Origin of the sequence: Acidovorax sp. M14 (assembly GCF_049331375.1) — a bacterium.
GTDB lineage: Bacteria > Pseudomonadota > Gammaproteobacteria > Burkholderiales > Burkholderiaceae_C > Acidovorax.
On record NZ_CP186263.1, the window covers coordinates 3,097,092 to 3,110,397 of the forward strand.

At 66.5% G+C, this 13,306-nt stretch carries 13 protein-coding genes; 3 read left to right on the forward strand and 10 right to left on the reverse strand.

The annotated features are described in order from the left end of the window. Positions 1-42: 42 nt before the first annotated feature. Entirely contained in the window at positions 43-504 is a 462-nt protein-coding gene (locus ACOYR4_RS14425; RefSeq protein WP_422847079.1) for a hypothetical protein, read from the reverse strand. Positions 505-527: 23 nt separating this feature from the next. After that, positions 528-1,397, reverse strand: a complete 870-nt coding sequence (locus tag ACOYR4_RS14430; protein ID WP_422847080.1) for a hypothetical protein — start codon at positions 1,395-1,397, stop codon at positions 528-530. Positions 1,398-1,656: 259 nt separating this feature from the next. Here ACOYR4_RS14430 and ACOYR4_RS14435 point away from each other — a divergent pair, with 259 nt between their 5' ends. Further along, positions 1,657-2,643 carry a PhnD/SsuA/transferrin family substrate-binding protein gene (locus ACOYR4_RS14435; RefSeq protein WP_422847081.1) on the forward strand — a complete coding sequence of 329 codons (987 nt, stop codon included), beginning with the start codon at positions 1,657-1,659 and terminating at the stop codon, positions 2,641-2,643. A gap of 36 nt (positions 2,644-2,679) precedes the next feature. Here ACOYR4_RS14435 and leuD read toward each other — a convergent pair whose 3' ends face one another. Genes leuD through ACOYR4_RS14455 form a run of 4 tightly spaced genes read right to left on the reverse strand, consistent with a single transcriptional unit; the run spans position 2,680 to position 6,756 of the window. Further along, a complete protein-coding gene (gene leuD, locus ACOYR4_RS14440; protein ID WP_422847082.1) occupies positions 2,680-3,339 on the reverse strand; it encodes a 3-isopropylmalate dehydratase small subunit in 660 nt (219 codons plus the stop codon). Beyond that, complete coding sequence (leuC, locus tag ACOYR4_RS14445) at positions 3,336-4,754, reverse strand: 3-isopropylmalate dehydratase large subunit (protein ID WP_422847083.1); 1,419 nt, start codon at positions 4,752-4,754, stop codon at positions 3,336-3,338. Before leuC ends, leuD begins: the two co-directional genes overlap by 4 nt. Before the next feature lie 30 nt (positions 4,755-4,784). Continuing rightward, complete coding sequence (locus tag ACOYR4_RS14450) at positions 4,785-5,684, reverse strand: alpha/beta fold hydrolase (protein ID WP_422847084.1); 900 nt, start codon at positions 5,682-5,684, stop codon at positions 4,785-4,787. A gap of 46 nt (positions 5,685-5,730) precedes the next feature. Next, a complete protein-coding gene (locus ACOYR4_RS14455) occupies positions 5,731-6,756 on the reverse strand; it encodes a tripartite tricarboxylate transporter substrate binding protein (protein WP_422847085.1) in 1,026 nt (341 codons plus the stop codon). A gap of 116 nt (positions 6,757-6,872) precedes the next feature. Here ACOYR4_RS14455 and ACOYR4_RS14460 point away from each other — a divergent pair, with 116 nt between their 5' ends. Then, complete coding sequence (locus ACOYR4_RS14460; protein WP_343735380.1) at positions 6,873-7,772, forward strand: LysR family transcriptional regulator; 900 nt, start codon at positions 6,873-6,875, stop codon at positions 7,770-7,772. Between the two features lie 157 nt (positions 7,773-7,929). Here the strand turns inward: ACOYR4_RS14460 and ACOYR4_RS14465 are convergent, their stop codons facing one another. Further along, positions 7,930-8,547 carry a hypothetical protein gene (locus ACOYR4_RS14465; protein WP_422847086.1) on the reverse strand — a complete coding sequence of 206 codons (618 nt, stop codon included), beginning with the start codon at positions 8,545-8,547 and terminating at the stop codon, positions 7,930-7,932. A 277-nt stretch (positions 8,548-8,824) separates the two neighbouring features. Between ACOYR4_RS14465 and ACOYR4_RS14470 the strand changes: the two genes are divergently transcribed. Continuing rightward, positions 8,825-9,424 carry a lipocalin family protein gene (locus tag ACOYR4_RS14470; protein WP_343735378.1) on the forward strand — a complete coding sequence of 200 codons (600 nt, stop codon included), beginning with the start codon at positions 8,825-8,827 and terminating at the stop codon, positions 9,422-9,424. Between the two features lie 142 nt (positions 9,425-9,566). On the opposite strand, the gene ACOYR4_RS14475 is transcribed toward ACOYR4_RS14470, so the two are convergent. Genes ACOYR4_RS14475 through ACOYR4_RS14485 form a run of 3 tightly spaced genes read right to left on the reverse strand, consistent with a single transcriptional unit; the run spans position 9,567 to position 13,304 of the window. After that, the gene (locus ACOYR4_RS14475) at positions 9,567-11,201 is read right to left on the reverse strand and encodes an ABC transporter ATP-binding protein (protein ID WP_422847087.1); all 1,635 of its coding nucleotides are present in this window, start codon (positions 11,199-11,201) and stop codon (positions 9,567-9,569) included. Positions 11,202-11,203: 2 nt separating this feature from the next. Further along, entirely contained in the window at positions 11,204-12,259 is a 1,056-nt protein-coding gene (locus tag ACOYR4_RS14480; protein ID WP_209820275.1) for an ABC transporter permease, read from the reverse strand. A gap of 13 nt (positions 12,260-12,272) precedes the next feature. Then, positions 12,273-13,304: a microcin C ABC transporter permease YejB gene (locus tag ACOYR4_RS14485; protein ID WP_422847088.1), complete on the reverse strand. Its 1,032-nt coding sequence runs from the start codon at positions 13,302-13,304 to the stop codon at positions 12,273-12,275. Positions 13,305-13,306: the final 2 nt, after the last annotated feature.

The window sequence follows — 13,306 nt, forward strand, 5'->3', positions numbered from 1 at the left end:
TGCCAAGCCATCCGGCCGCAAAGGATCGGCATTGCCGATGCGTCAGAGCAACGGCTGCACCATGGGCCAGGCCTTGGTGCAGGCCAGGCCACACGCCGTGAGCACGGGGCTGTACAACACGACGGCGCCGACCACCGACATCAGCCACCCGGGCTCTTCGTGGTCTTCGGCCTCGGCTTTTGCGTCCTCCTTCAAGGGCTCTTTGCTGCGGCTCATTTCTTCGCTCTCACCCGAATCGCCGGTCATCTCCTGCACCAGCATCACGGCCACGATCAGCAGCGACACGGCCAGCAGCGCCAGGTAGCCGTATTGCAGCGCGGGCTGCGTGAGCGGGTAGAAATAGCCCGCCAGCAGCGCGGCCGGGGCCAGAAAGAACACGTGCATCATGAGCCGGTACCAGGGAATGCCGTCCGCCGGCCTTTCCAGCGCCCCCATGACCATGCGGTAGGTCAGCGCCCCCAGCACAAAGATCACCCCACCCCACCATTCGATTTGCGTCAGCATGTTGTTGTTCTCCTGAGATGCTTTTACTGCGCTGCCATCACCGTGGCGGGGCCATCGTCGCCAGGCTGGTCGGCGTCACCGTCTCCATCATCGCTGCCGTCTTCCCCGCGCAGCGCTTTGTGTTCAGTGGCCATGTAGTACAGCGGCAGCGCCACGGCCAGCACCAGCCCCAGGCCCATCCACAGCCAAAAGCCCTTGAACAGCAGCACGGTGACCACCGTGAACACCACCGCATGCACCAGCCCTTTGAACCCGGCCCGCAACAGCAGCACAGCCATCAGCCCCTGCACGGGTGATTTGCCGCTTTTGCCCATGGCCCGCGCCATTTCGACAAACGCCTCAGCCGCCTCACGGGCCTCACGCTTGCGCTTTTCTTCCTGCTGGCGCAGTTTGGCAACGGCCAGCGGCTTGACCGGGTCTTTGGAGCAGGCGTAGCGGTCATCGGCATCGTCGTCTTCGCAGCCCTCGCCGACCTGTGGCACAGGCTCGACCACCGCACGCCACTGCGGGTTGGCGTCCATGAATGCCTGGCGCGACACCCAGCGGCCCTGGTCGAAGTGCATGCGTTCGGTTTCGCCCACCTGGTCGTAGAAGACCTCCAGCACCGCCGCCCGCAGGCCGTGGCGGAACAGGGTTTCGATCTGCAGCAAAGGCAGGTCGCCACTGGTGCCGGTATCAAATTGCAGCACCAGGTGCGATGGCGCTGCAGTGACCGACTGGTTGAACCATTCCCCATCCCACAAGGCCTCCAGGCTAGGTGCGCCCAGCTTGTCGGCCCAGCGCTGGGCCTGCTCGGTGTTGTCTGCGCACAGGTACTGGTAGACCAGCTGGCAGGTCTTGAGCTTGATCGGGTCTTCAAAGAACAGCTGCAGCGTGAGGGTGTTTTGCGACATGGGACTGGAACGGTGGTGAACGTATGAAGGGTATTGCGTGATGGCGTGCAGGCATTGTGTCGGGCGTTGCCACGCCTGTCCCTCGCGGCCTTGTCCAGCGCACCAGACGGTCGGTTGACAAACCGTCCAGTGCCTTGGCGGCTGTGCCGAGAGCCCGCACGCAGTCGCATGGGTGCCCGATCATCACCCAAAGCGCCTGCATACTCTCGGCCCTCGGGCTCGGCCCGATCCAAAGCAACACACCGGAGGGACCTTAACCATGCGATTCGATACCCGCTTGTATGCACTGCTGTCTGGCGCTGCCCTGACCCTGGGCCCAGTGGCTGCACAGACGGAGCGTGCCGCCGCCGCCAAGCCTGCTGCCGCTGCGCAAGCCGCCAACCAGTTCACCAACAGCCCGCGCGAAAAGCTGGTGGTGGCCATGCCCAAGACCTATGCCAAGGCCGAGACCATGCTGCTGTGGGGCGACTACTTCAACCACCTGGCGCGCTGCGGCAACATCGACTTGCAGAACCAGCAGGGCGAGTCGCTGGATAAGAGCACCAACATCGACGTGCTGGCCGAAAAGGAACTCATCGACAGCCTGGTATCTGGCAAGGCCCAGCTGGCCCAGGTCAACCCCGGCCTGGTGCCGCAACTGGTGGCGGCAGGCCAGCCCGCGCCGTTCGGCGTGCCGGGCAACAAGGCCAGCGGGCAACGCAATTCGTACAAGCTGATCCTCATCGCACGCGTGGACAGCCCTTTCACCAAGCCGCAGGACCTGGTGGGCAAGAAGATTGCGCACACCACACCCACGTCCAACTCGGGCAACCTGGCGCCGCGCGCACTCTTCCCCGCCATCGGGCTGGTGCCAGATCAGAACTACGAAGTGGTGTTCTCCAACGGCCATGAGCGCTCGGTCACGGGCGTGATGCATGGCTTTTACCCGGCGGCGGCCGTGGCCAGCGACCTGTACCAGCGCATGGTGGTGAAGGGCGACGTGAAAGGCTCCAGCATCCGTACGCTGTGGGAGAGCCCACCCTTCATGACCGAGACCTGGACAATGGGCAAGGATGTCTCGCCCGATCTGCAGGCGCGTGTGAAGAAGTGCTCCTTCAGCTACAGCTTTTCGCCCAAGCTGCGGCAGCTGCTGCCAGGAAACGACACCTTTTTGCCCATCAACTTTGAGCGCGACTTTGCGACGGTGATGGAGGTGTACAACAAGACGCAGAAGGCGGCGCAGGCGGCCAAGGCTGCCGCCAAGTAGGCGCCCCCACAGCGCCAAGGCGCCGACCGGTCAAGGCTACGCGGATGCGGCGCTGAGCCGATCGCGCGTGCGCCGCGCGACATCCTTCACCCACGGCTGGGCGGCCCAGTGGCGCTGGGCAAATGCCGTGATCTCGTCCCGGTAGGTCAACGAGGCACCAATCACATCCAGGCCGTCGATGAACATGCGCCGGTGGCGCTCGGAGATGGTGAAGGGCGCGCTGTGCCCTGCCGTGCGCACCTGGCGCTGCTCCACATCGATCTCTATCGCCATCGTCCCTTGGTGGGCACGGGCCTCGCGCATGAAGGCCTGGGCATCGTCCTCGCTCACCATCGCCAGCAACAGGCGGTTGTTCATGGCGTTGGAGTAGAAGATCTCACCAAAGCTCGACGCCACCACCGCCTTGAAGCCGTACTGCTGCATGCCCCACACCGCATGCTCGCGGCTGGAGCCGCAGCCATAGTTGCTGCCAGCCAGCAGCACATCGGTGCCGGCAAAAGCTGGCTGGTTGAGCACGAAGTCTTCGCGCGGCTGTCCGGCGCCGTCAAAGCGCAGGTCGTACAGCAGGCCCGGCGCCAGGCCCGACTTGTCGATGCCGCGCAGGAACTGCTTGGGCATGATCTGGTCGGTGTCCAGGTTGGCGATGTCGAGCAGTGCGGCCCTGCCGCGCAAGCTGGTGTTGTGGTCGGCACTCATGCGGTCCCCTCCAGGGTTCTGACGTCAGTGATGCAACCCGTGACGGCCGCGGCTGCGGCCATGGCCGGGCTCATCAGGTGCGTGATCGCCCCCCTGCCCTGGCGGCCTTCGAAATTGCGGTTGGTGGTGGATGCGCAGCGCTGGCCCGGGGCCAGCACGTCGTCGTTCATGGCCAGGCACATGGAGCAGCCGGGCTGGCGCCATTCGAAACCTGCCGCCACCAGGCGCGCGGCGATGCCTTCGGCCTCGGCCTGGGCCTTCACCGCGCCCGAGCCGGGCACGACCATGGCGCGCACGCCGTAGGCCACGCGGCGGCTGCCAACGACGCGGTCTACCTCGCGCAGGTCCTCGATGCGGGCGTTGGTGCACGAGCCGATGAACACGTGCTGCACCGGCACGCCCGCCAGCGGCTGCCCGGCGGACAGGGCCGTGTAGCGCAGGGCCTGCTCGGCGCTGCTGCGCTGCACGGCGTCGGTGATGTCCTCAGGCCGGGGCACGGCGGCGTTGACGGCCATGGCCTGGTCGGGGCTGGTGCCCCAGGTGACGAAGGGGGCCACCTCGGCCGCATCGAACACATGCTCCGCGTCAAACACGGCGCCTTCGTCGCTGCGCAGCGTGGCCCAGTGGGCCAGGGCCTGCGCGCGCACGTCGCCAGTGACGTCGGGGGCCTTGGCCAGCACGTAGTCGATGGCGGTAGCGTCGGGCGCAATCAGTGCGCCGCGCGCGCCCGCTTCCACTGCCATGTTGCAAAGCGTGAAGCGCGCCTCCACCGACAGCGCACTGATGGCGCTGCCGCAGAACTCGACCACATAGCCGCGCGCGCCCTGTGCGCCGATGCGGCTGATGATCATCAGGATCAGGTCCTTGGCGGTGGTGCCCAGGGGCAACACACCGTCGACGCGGGTGCGCATGTCCTTGGCCAGGCGGTAGACCAGGGTCTGCGTGGCCAGCACGTGCTCCACCTCGGACGTGCCGATGCCGAAGCCCAGCGCACCCAGCGCGCCGTAGGTGGTGGTGTGGCTGTCGCCGCAGATGATGACCATGCCAGGGCGCACCATGCCGTGCTCGGGCGCGACCACGTGTTCGATGCCCTGCAGCGGGTCGTTGGTGTCGAACAACGGGATGCCATGGCGGTCGCAGTTGGCCTTGAGGTTGCTGGCCTGCAGCGCTGAAGGGGGGTCTTGAATGACCCGGTGGCGCACCGGGTGCGTGGGGATGATGTGACTTACCACCGCCACGTTTTGCCCCGGCATGGGCACGCCGTGCCCGGCCTCGTGCAGGCCAGCGAAGGCCTGGGGGCTGGTGTATTCGTTCATCAGGTGCAGGTCGCAAAACAGCAGCACGTTCTGTTCGTCCAGAACGGCCACGGTGTGCGATGCCACCAGCTTCTGGTAGAGCGTTGCGGGTGTGGTCATGGTCATCGTGATGGGTGTGAGGGGAATGGGCTATTGGCCAGCCAGCAGGAAAGGCAGGGCAGCTTCCAGCAGCGCGTCGGGCGCTTCTTCCGCGATGTAGTGGCCGCAGGGCAGCGCATGGCCGCGCACGTCAGTCGCCACGCGCTGCCACTCCTTGAGCGGCTCAAAGCACTGGTGCACCACACCCTGCTCACCCCACAGGGCCAGCAGAGGCATGGCGAGCTCGCGGCCCGCATCGCGGTCGGCGCGGTCGTGCACGAGGTCGATGCCAGCGGCGGCGCGGTAGTCCTCGCAGATGCCGTGGGCCGTGCCCGGCAGGGCCAGGCAGCGCACGTACTCGGCCAGGGCACGCGCGTCGAACGGGGCCAGGCCTGCACTGCGCCGGCCCATCACGTCACGCACGTAGGCGGCGGGGTCGGCCTCGATCAGGCGCTCGGGCAGCGGCGCGGGCTGAATCAGGAAGAACCAGTGCCAGTAGGCGCGGGCGAAGGCGTTGCTGGTCTGCTCGTACATGGCCAGGGTGGGCGCGATGTCCAGCAGCACCATGCGCGAGACCGCCTCGGGTTGGTCGGCCGCAAGGCGGTGCGCCACGCGGGCGCCCCGATCATGGGCCAGCACGGCAAAGCGCGCATGGCCCAGGTGCGCCATCACGGCCAGCATGTCGGCGGCCATGGTGCGCTTGCTGTAGCGCAGATGTTCGGCATCGCCGGCGGGCTTGGCCGAGTCGCCGTAGCCCCGCAGATCCGCCAGCACCAGCGTGAAGTGCTGCGCCAGCACGGGCGCCACCTTGTGCCAGATGGCCGAGGTCTGCGGGTGCCCGTGCAGCAGCAGCAAGGCCGGGCCCGTGCCGCCGACCAGTGCATGGATGTGCTGGCCGTCGGGCGTGGGCACGCGATGCGGCGTGAAGCCGGGGAAAAGTGAAGTGGTCATGGGTGAGGTGGTGATGGCCGTGGGGCGATGTGGAAGGCGAGCCCGCTCACTCTGCAGTGATGCCGCGCTCTTTGATCAGTTTGGCCCACTGGGGCATTTCCTGCTCCAGCCGTGCACGGGCCTGCTCGGGGGTGGAGGGGATGGGGTCGAACCCGTCCTTGGCCATGCGCTCCTTGAGCGCCGCAGTATTGAGGGCCTGGTTCAGCGTGGCGTTGAGCTTGTCGATGATGGGCCGGGGCGTGCCAGCCGGCGCGAACACGATGAACCAGGTTTCGAAGGCGTAGCCCGGCAGGCCTGCCTCGGCAATGGTGGGCACATCGGGCATCAGCGCCGAGCGCTTCGTGCCGGTAACGCCCAGGGCGCGCAGCTTGCCGGCCTGCACGTGCGGCTGTGCGGCCGACAGCACCGGGAAGCTCATGGCCACCTGGCCCGACATGGTGTCGATCATGGCCGGGCCGCCGCCACGGTAGGGGATGTGCACGATGGGCGTTCCCGCCACAGCCTTGAACAGCTCGGCCGACATGTGGAAGGTGCTGCCCGGGCCCGCCGAGCCGTAAGAGTATTGCCCTGGCTTGGCCTTGAGCAGTGCGAGCAGCTCCTTGAGGTTCTTGGCCGGCACCGCGTTGTTGACCACCAGCACATGCTGCGAGCTGGCCACCATGCCGATGGGCGCCAGGTCCTTCAAGGTGTCATATGGCATCTTGGCAGTGAGCGCCGGGTTGATGGCCAGCGACACCGTCTGCAGGCCGATGGTGTAGCCATCGGGCTGGGCCTTGGCGACCATGTCCACGCCGATGTTGCCGCCCGCACCGCCCTTGTTCTCGATGAACAGCGAACCACCCAGGGCCTTGCCCCATTCGTCCGTCACCAGGCGCGCCGCGATGTCGGCGCTGCCGCCCGGTGCGTACGGAACCACGAGCTTGATGGCCTTGTTGGGATAGCCAGCCGGTTGCGCCAGGGCTGCAGCCGGCGACAGCAGGGCCAGCGCGGCCAGTGCCGCTGCGGCAGCCGCCAGGCGACGGGACGCGCTGCGTGGACAGGACGGGTGGGTGGTGGTGAAAGCAGCGGTCATGGGTTTGTCTCCTGCGGATATTTGTTGTGGATGTGATCTTAGGAGTGATGTCCAAAGCCATAAATACCGTCAAAATTACTTCATTCATAAATTCAAAGCACGAATCAGGTATCTTCATGGACGGTTTTTCGGACCTGCGCTTTTTCGCCCTGCTGATGAAGGAGGGCAGCCTGGCCGCAGCCGCGCAGCAGATGGGCATCACCCCGCCCGCGGTCAGCCGGCGCCTGGCGCAGCTGGAACACCGGCTGGGCGTGCGCCTGCTGCACCGCACGACCCGGCGCATCCGCCTCACGCCCGAGGGAGAGACCTATCTGCTGGACGGTGCCCGCATCCTCGGTGACCTGGAGGCGCTGGAGCGCACGGTGGCCGGCGCTCGCAGCTCGCCCCGGGGGCTGATCAAGCTGGCCGCCACGCTGGGCTTTGGCCGTGTGCACATCGCGCCCGCGCTGTCGGCGTTTGCCCGTGCCTACCCCGAGGTGGAGGTCCAGCTGCACCTGACGGACCGCCCCGTGAACCTGGTGGAGCAAGGCTTTGACGCGGCCGTGCGCTTTGGCGACCTGCCGGACTCGCGCCTCACGGCCCGGCGGCTGCTGGCCAACCGGCGCGTGCTGTGCGCATCGCCCGCCTACTTGGCCCAGGCCGGCGAGCCCGAGCAGCCGTCCGACCTGCTGGCCCACCAGTGCATCGTGATCCGCGAGAGCGACGAGACCTATGGCACCTGGCACCTGCACCAGGGCGAGCGGCAGGAGACCGTGAAGGTGCGCGGCATGCTCAGCACCAACGACGGCGCGGCCGCCACCACCTGGGCGCTGGAAGGCCACGGGGTGCTGATGCGCTCCGAATGGGACGTGGCGGCCCACCTGGCTGCGGGCCGCCTGGTGCGCGTGCTGCCGACTTGGTCGCTGCCCGCCGCCGATGTGACGCTGGTCTACCCCACGCGCAGCGACCTGTCGGCCAAGACGCGGGCGCTGGCTGACTTTCTGCGGGACTGGTTCGCCGCACCGCCCCGCACATGACCGACGGCAGGCCCGGCTGCCTTTGCCGATCGCGTTGACGCGTCACGGCGCCTGCCTGGGCTGCAAGGGCCCGCCGATACCTTCGCTGTATGCCCTGGCACCGTGCAAGAGCCCATGCGAAAGCGCCTCGCACATCGGGCGAATTTCAGAATGGCGACTACGGCGTCTCCACCAATGTCATGGTGGCGAACGGCAGGTGGTGCATCAGCTCGCGCAGCACCAGCAGCGTGCCGGCAAAGACGGGGTCTTCCGGCAGGCCCTCGTGCGCTGCGGGGCGACCCTCGGCGACAGCGGCGAGCCGATTGAACAGGCGCTCCATGGCCTCCAGCGTCAGCACGCGTTGAGCCCCGGGCGGCACGCCCGCCAAGGTGGCCAGCTCATGCAGGGCTGCATCTGCAGACCATGGGGCCCACCCCTGCCCGCCGGGCAACAAGCCTTGTAGCTGCCGATGGGCCACGTAGACCTCATCCTCCACGACCGCAATGGCGTTTTCCAGCTCCAGGGGGGTGGGCACGGCATGGCGGAAGAACTGGCGTGCTGTGCGCGCGCCGCCCAAGGGCAGGCTCAGCTTCACGGAAGGTGCGGGCGCATCGGCACCCGCCGCCCAGAGCACCTGTTGCGCCCCCAGATGCAAGCCGCTGCTCCATGCGCCAGGCGCTGTCTGGCGCCGCGCCTGCAGGTAGCTGCGGGTTGCCGGGTCATCGGCAAGCAGGTCTTGTCGCGGTGCCTGCACCGAGGCCGATGCAGAAGGGTATGAAGATCTGGAATGGTTCACGGGATTCCTTGACGGCTGAACGGCCAAATGCGCCAGGGAGCTGAGGCACGCCGCGATTGCCTTGCTGCACTCTAACCCCGCACGGTTCAGACAGCACGAGTGACCATTCAAAGAGTACAGAGGGACATACCGACCGAGCACGGTCCGCCGCGCCGCCGACACCACGCGCCAGCGCCTTCCTACACCGGGCATCAGGCGCCGTACCTACAGTCGGTTGCCAGGCAGGCGCTGCAGCCAGCGCCCCTCCCCACAACAACAGCCCTCAGGAGAAACCACCATGCCAGCCATCCACACCACGCCCCGCCGCTCCCCCTGGCCCTGGATCGTGGGTGCAGCCGCGTTGATGGGGGTGATGATGTTGTCGGCCTGCTCCACGCCGCGCACACCCGAAGGCGTGCAGCCCGTCTCGGGCTTTGACGTGGGCCGCTACACAGGGCAATGGCACGAGGTGGCCCGCATCGAAAATTCGTTTGAACGCGGCCTGACGCAAGCCACCGCCACCTACAGCCGCAACGCAGACAACACCATCAAGGTCGTGAACCGGGGCTACGACCCGGTGCGCAAGCAGTGGAAGGAAGCGGAGGGCCGTGCCGAGTTTGTGGACAGCCCCGACCGCGCAGCGCTCAAGGTGTCTTTCTTCGGGCCGTTTTACGGCGGCTACAACGTGGTGGCGCTGGATGAGAACTACCAGTGGGCCCTGGTGGTGGGCTCCAGCACCGAGTATGTGTGGGTGCTGTCCCGCACACCCACCCTGCCCTGGCATGTGCGCGAGCACCTGATGGAGCGGGCGCAGGCCCTGGGCGTGGATGTGCGCAAGCTCGTCTGGGCACAGCCCGGCGTGGAGCAACATGCGCGGCGCCCAGCGGTCAGAACCTGATCACCGTACGCAGCATAAGGGGCATGGCCCCATGCATGGTTCACCCACCAAACTGCGCCACGGGACGCGGACGCAAAACATTCAAAGTTGATAGCAGGCCGCGCATATTCCACTAGCGCCTGCAGCCCAAAAACCCTAAAAACTATCCGCCAGGTACTGTGGCGGCGGCCACCAGACGTTGGGTGTAGGGATGCTGGGGAGCGTCCACCACTTCCGTCACGCTGCCGCTTTCGAGCACCGCGCCGTCCTTCATCACCAGCACATCGTGCGCCATGGCGCGGATCACGTCCACGTCGTGGGTAATGAGCAGGTAGCTCAGGCCCTTTTCTTTTTGCAGGCGCTGCAGCAGGCCCAGCACTTGCTGCTGGATAGACACATCGAGGGCGCTGGTGGGCTCGTCGAGCACCAGCACCTGCGGCTGCACGATGAGGGCGCGCGCCACGGCCAGGCGCTGGCGCTGGCCGCCCGAAAATTCATGCGGGTAGCGCTCCAGCAGGCGCGGGTACTGGGCCTCGGCCAGGCCTACTTCGGCCAACACCGCCTCCACACTCGCGCGGCGTTCGGCCACGCTGAGTGCGGGCTCATGCACCTTCAGGCCCTCGCCCACGATTTCTTCGACCGTGAGGCGGGGGGACAGGGACGAGAACGGGTCCTGAAACACCACCTGCACCCGGCGGCGCAATTGCTGGTTGGTGGGCGTGTTGCGCATGGCGGGCTGCTGCCACGCCTGCCCACCCACCTGCAGTTGTCCCGTCGAGGGCAACAGCCCCAGGATGGCCTGGGCCAGCGTGGACTTGCCCGAGCCGGATTCGCCCACCACGCCCAGCGTCTGACCGGGCAGCAATTGCAAGGTGGCACCCTGCACCGCCACAAACTCGCCTTTTTTGAACCAGCCCTTGATGCCCGGCAGCGGCGTGGGGTAGACCACGCGCAGGTCTTGCGTCCGCACCACGGGCGCGGTGCCTGCGGGCGGGTCGGCCTCGATCACATCGCGGCGTGGCTGGCTGGCGATCAGACGGCGGGTGTAGGCATGCTGGGGCGCGCTGAAGACCTCGGCCACAGGCCCCTGCTCCACCAGCACACCCTGCTCCATCACCGCCACGCGGTCGGCAAAGCGGCGCACCAGGTTCAGGTCGTGCGTGATCAGCAGCACCGCCATGCCGGTCTGGCGCTGCAGGTCGCTCAGCAGGTCCAGGATCTGGCCGCGCAAGGTGACGTCGAGCGCGGTGGTGGGCTCGTCGGCCAGCAGCAGCTTGGGACTGCTGGCCAGGGCCATGGCGATCATGGCGCGCTGGCGCTGGCCACCGCTGAGCTGGTGCGGAAAGCTATTGGCGCGGCGCGCGGGCTCTGAGATGCCGGTTTGGGCCAGCAGATCGATGGCCGCCTGCGCGCACTGGGCACCGGTGAGGCCCTTCTTGAGCAGCAGGATCTCGGCAATCTGCTGGCCAATTGTCATCAGCGGGTTGAGCGCGGTCATGGGCTCCTGGAACACCATGGCGATGTCGCCGCCGCGCACGCCGCGCATCTCGCGCTCGGTCATCGCCAGCAGGTCGCCCCGCCCCTGCAGCAGGGCCTGGCCGGTGATGGCGGCATTGCCCGCCAGGCGCAGCAGGCTCAACGCCGTGATGGTCTTGCCCGAGCCGGACTCGCCCACCAGCGCGAGCTTTTCGCCTGCAGCCAACGAGAAGTTGACGCCACGCACCACCTCCTTGGCGCCGAAGCGCACATGCAGGTCGTGGACTTCGAGCAGCGCGGGTTTCATGGCGGATGCCGTCATGGTCACAGATCCGCCTTTCTGGGGTCGAGCGCATCGCGCAGCGCGTCCCCCATGAAGGTCAGCAGCAACAGAGTGACCACCAGCACGCCGAAGGTGGACAGCGAGATCCACCACGCATCAATGCTGTTCTTGCCCTGGCTCAGCAGCTCGCCCAACGAGGGCGTTCCCGGCGGTACCCCCAGGCCCAGAAAATCGAGCGAGGTCAGCGCCAGAATCGCGCCGCTCATGCGAAACGGCAGGAACGTGACCACGGGCGTGAGGCTGTTGGGCAGGATGTGGCGCCAGATGATCTGGCTGTTGCTCACGCCCAGCGCACGGGCTGCCTTCACGTAATCGAGCTGGCGGTTGCGAAGGAACTCAGCACGCACATAGTCCGAGAGGCCCATCCAGCCAAACAGGCTCAGCAAGATGAGCAGCAGCGCAATGCTGGGCGCAAACACCGCGCTGAAGATGATGAGCAGGTACAGCTCGGGCATGGAGCCCCAGATCTCGATAAAGCGCTGGAACGCCAGGTCGGTCTTGCCGCCAAAAAAGCCCTGGATGGCCCCTGTGATAACGCCCAGCAGCACGCCCGTGGTGGTGAGCGCCAGGCCAAACAGCACGCTCACCCGAAAGCCGTACAGCAACTGCGCCAGCAAGTCGCGCCCCCGGTCGTCCGTGCCCAGCCAGTTGTCGCCCGTGGGGGCCGAGGGGTTGGGCGCCTTGGCAAAGTAGTTGAGCGTATTGGGGCCGTAGCGGTTGATGGTGTACAGAGCCCAGTTGCTGCCCATGCTCAGCCGCTCCTGGATGAAGGGGTCCAGGTAGTCGGTGGGGGTCTCGAAGTCGCCCCCGAAAGTCTTCTCGGGGTAGTCCTTGAACAGGGGGAAGTAGGTCTGCCCCTCGTAGCGCACGATGAGTGGCTTGTCGTTACTGACCAGCTCAGCGCACAGGCTCACCAGCACCAGGGCGCAGAAGATCAGCAGGCTCCAGTACCCCAGGCGGTTGCGCTTGAAGCGCAGCCAGGCACGGCGGGACGGGGAGAGTGAAATGGGGGTAGCAGCAGGACTCATCGGGGCCATCGGTGCGTTCGGGCTAGTCAAACTTCACGCGCGGGTCCACCCACACATAACAAAGGTCGCTGATGAGCTTGGTGACTAGCCCGATCAGCGTGAACAAATACAGCGTGCCCAGCACCACGGGGTAGTCGCGGCGGATCACGCTCTCGTAGCTGAGCAGGCCCAGGCCGTCGAGCGAGAACAGGGTCTCGATGAGCAGCGAACCTGCAAAGAACGCGCCGATGAACGCTGCCGGAAAGCCGGTAATGATGGGGATGAGCGCGTTACGGAACACATGCTTCCACAGCACCTGCCGCTCGCTCAGGCCCTTGGCACGGGCCGTGAGCACGTACTGCTTGCGGATCTCTTCGAGGAAAGCGTTCTTGGTCAACATCGCGGTGACGGCGAAACTGCCCAGCACCATGGCTATCACCGGCAGCGTGATGTGCCACAGATAGTCCACGATGCGCGCGCCCCAGCTCAGCTCGTCCCAGTTGGCCGACGTGAGCCCCCGCAGCGGAAACCACTGCAGTTGCCCGCCAAAAATGACCAGGAGCGCCACGCCCAGCACAAAGCCCGGGATGGCATAGCCCAGCAAGATGAGCAGCGTGGTCACCAGGTCAAACCGCGACCCGGCACGCACCGCCTTGGCCACGCCCAGCGGCACGGCGACGAGGTAGCTGATGAAGAAGGTCCAGAGGCCCAGGCTGATGGAAACCGGCAGCTTCTCTGCCACCAGTTGCCACACGTCCTTGTTCTGGAAAAAGCTCTTGCCCAGATCAAAACGCGCGAACTGGCCCAGCATCTGGATGAAGCGTTCATGCGCCGGTTTGTCAAAGCCGTACAGGGCCTTGATCTGCTCCAGCCGCTTGGGGTCCACGCCCTGAGCGCCCCGGTAGCTCAGGCCACCGCCTTCGGCACCGCCGCCGCCCACGCCAGCCTTGGCCTCGGCCATGTACTGCTCCACGGGGCCGCCCGGCACGAACTGAATCACCACAAAGGTCAGCAGCAGCACGCCCAGCAGGGTGGGCAGCATCAGCAACACGCGTTTGAGGATGTAGGCAAACATGG

What these genes read in the sequence shown, in the direction of transcription:
- ACOYR4_RS14450 (WP_422847084.1), bottom strand. Translation starts at nt 5,684, where the DNA reads ATGACCACTTCACTTTTCCCCGGCTTCACGCCGCATCGCGTGCCCACG.
- ACOYR4_RS14470 (WP_343735378.1), top strand. Translation starts at nt 8,825, where the DNA reads ATGCCAGCCATCCACACCACGCCCCGCCGCTCCCCCTGGCCCTGGATC.
- ACOYR4_RS14435 (WP_422847081.1), top strand. Translation starts at nt 1,657, where the DNA reads ATGCGATTCGATACCCGCTTGTATGCACTGCTGTCTGGCGCTGCCCTG.
- ACOYR4_RS14430 (WP_422847080.1), bottom strand. Translation starts at nt 1,397, where the DNA reads ATGTCGCAAAACACCCTCACGCTGCAGCTGTTCTTTGAAGACCCGATC.
- ACOYR4_RS14425 (WP_422847079.1), bottom strand. Translation starts at nt 504, where the DNA reads ATGCTGACGCAAATCGAATGGTGGGGTGGGGTGATCTTTGTGCTGGGG.
- ACOYR4_RS14485 (WP_422847088.1), bottom strand. Translation starts at nt 13,304, where the DNA reads ATGTTTGCCTACATCCTCAAACGCGTGTTGCTGATGCTGCCCACCCTG.
- leuC (WP_422847083.1), bottom strand. Translation starts at nt 4,754, where the DNA reads ATGACCACACCCGCAACGCTCTACCAGAAGCTGGTGGCATCGCACACC.
- leuD (WP_422847082.1), bottom strand. Translation starts at nt 3,339, where the DNA reads ATGAGTGCCGACCACAACACCAGCTTGCGCGGCAGGGCCGCACTGCTC.
- ACOYR4_RS14455 (WP_422847085.1), bottom strand. Translation starts at nt 6,756, where the DNA reads ATGACCGCTGCTTTCACCACCACCCACCCGTCCTGTCCACGCAGCGCG.
- ACOYR4_RS14475 (WP_422847087.1), bottom strand. Translation starts at nt 11,201, where the DNA reads ATGACGGCATCCGCCATGAAACCCGCGCTGCTCGAAGTCCACGACCTG.
- ACOYR4_RS14460 (WP_343735380.1), top strand. Translation starts at nt 6,873, where the DNA reads ATGGACGGTTTTTCGGACCTGCGCTTTTTCGCCCTGCTGATGAAGGAG.
- ACOYR4_RS14480 (WP_209820275.1), bottom strand. Translation starts at nt 12,259, where the DNA reads ATGGCCCCGATGAGTCCTGCTGCTACCCCCATTTCACTCTCCCCGTCC.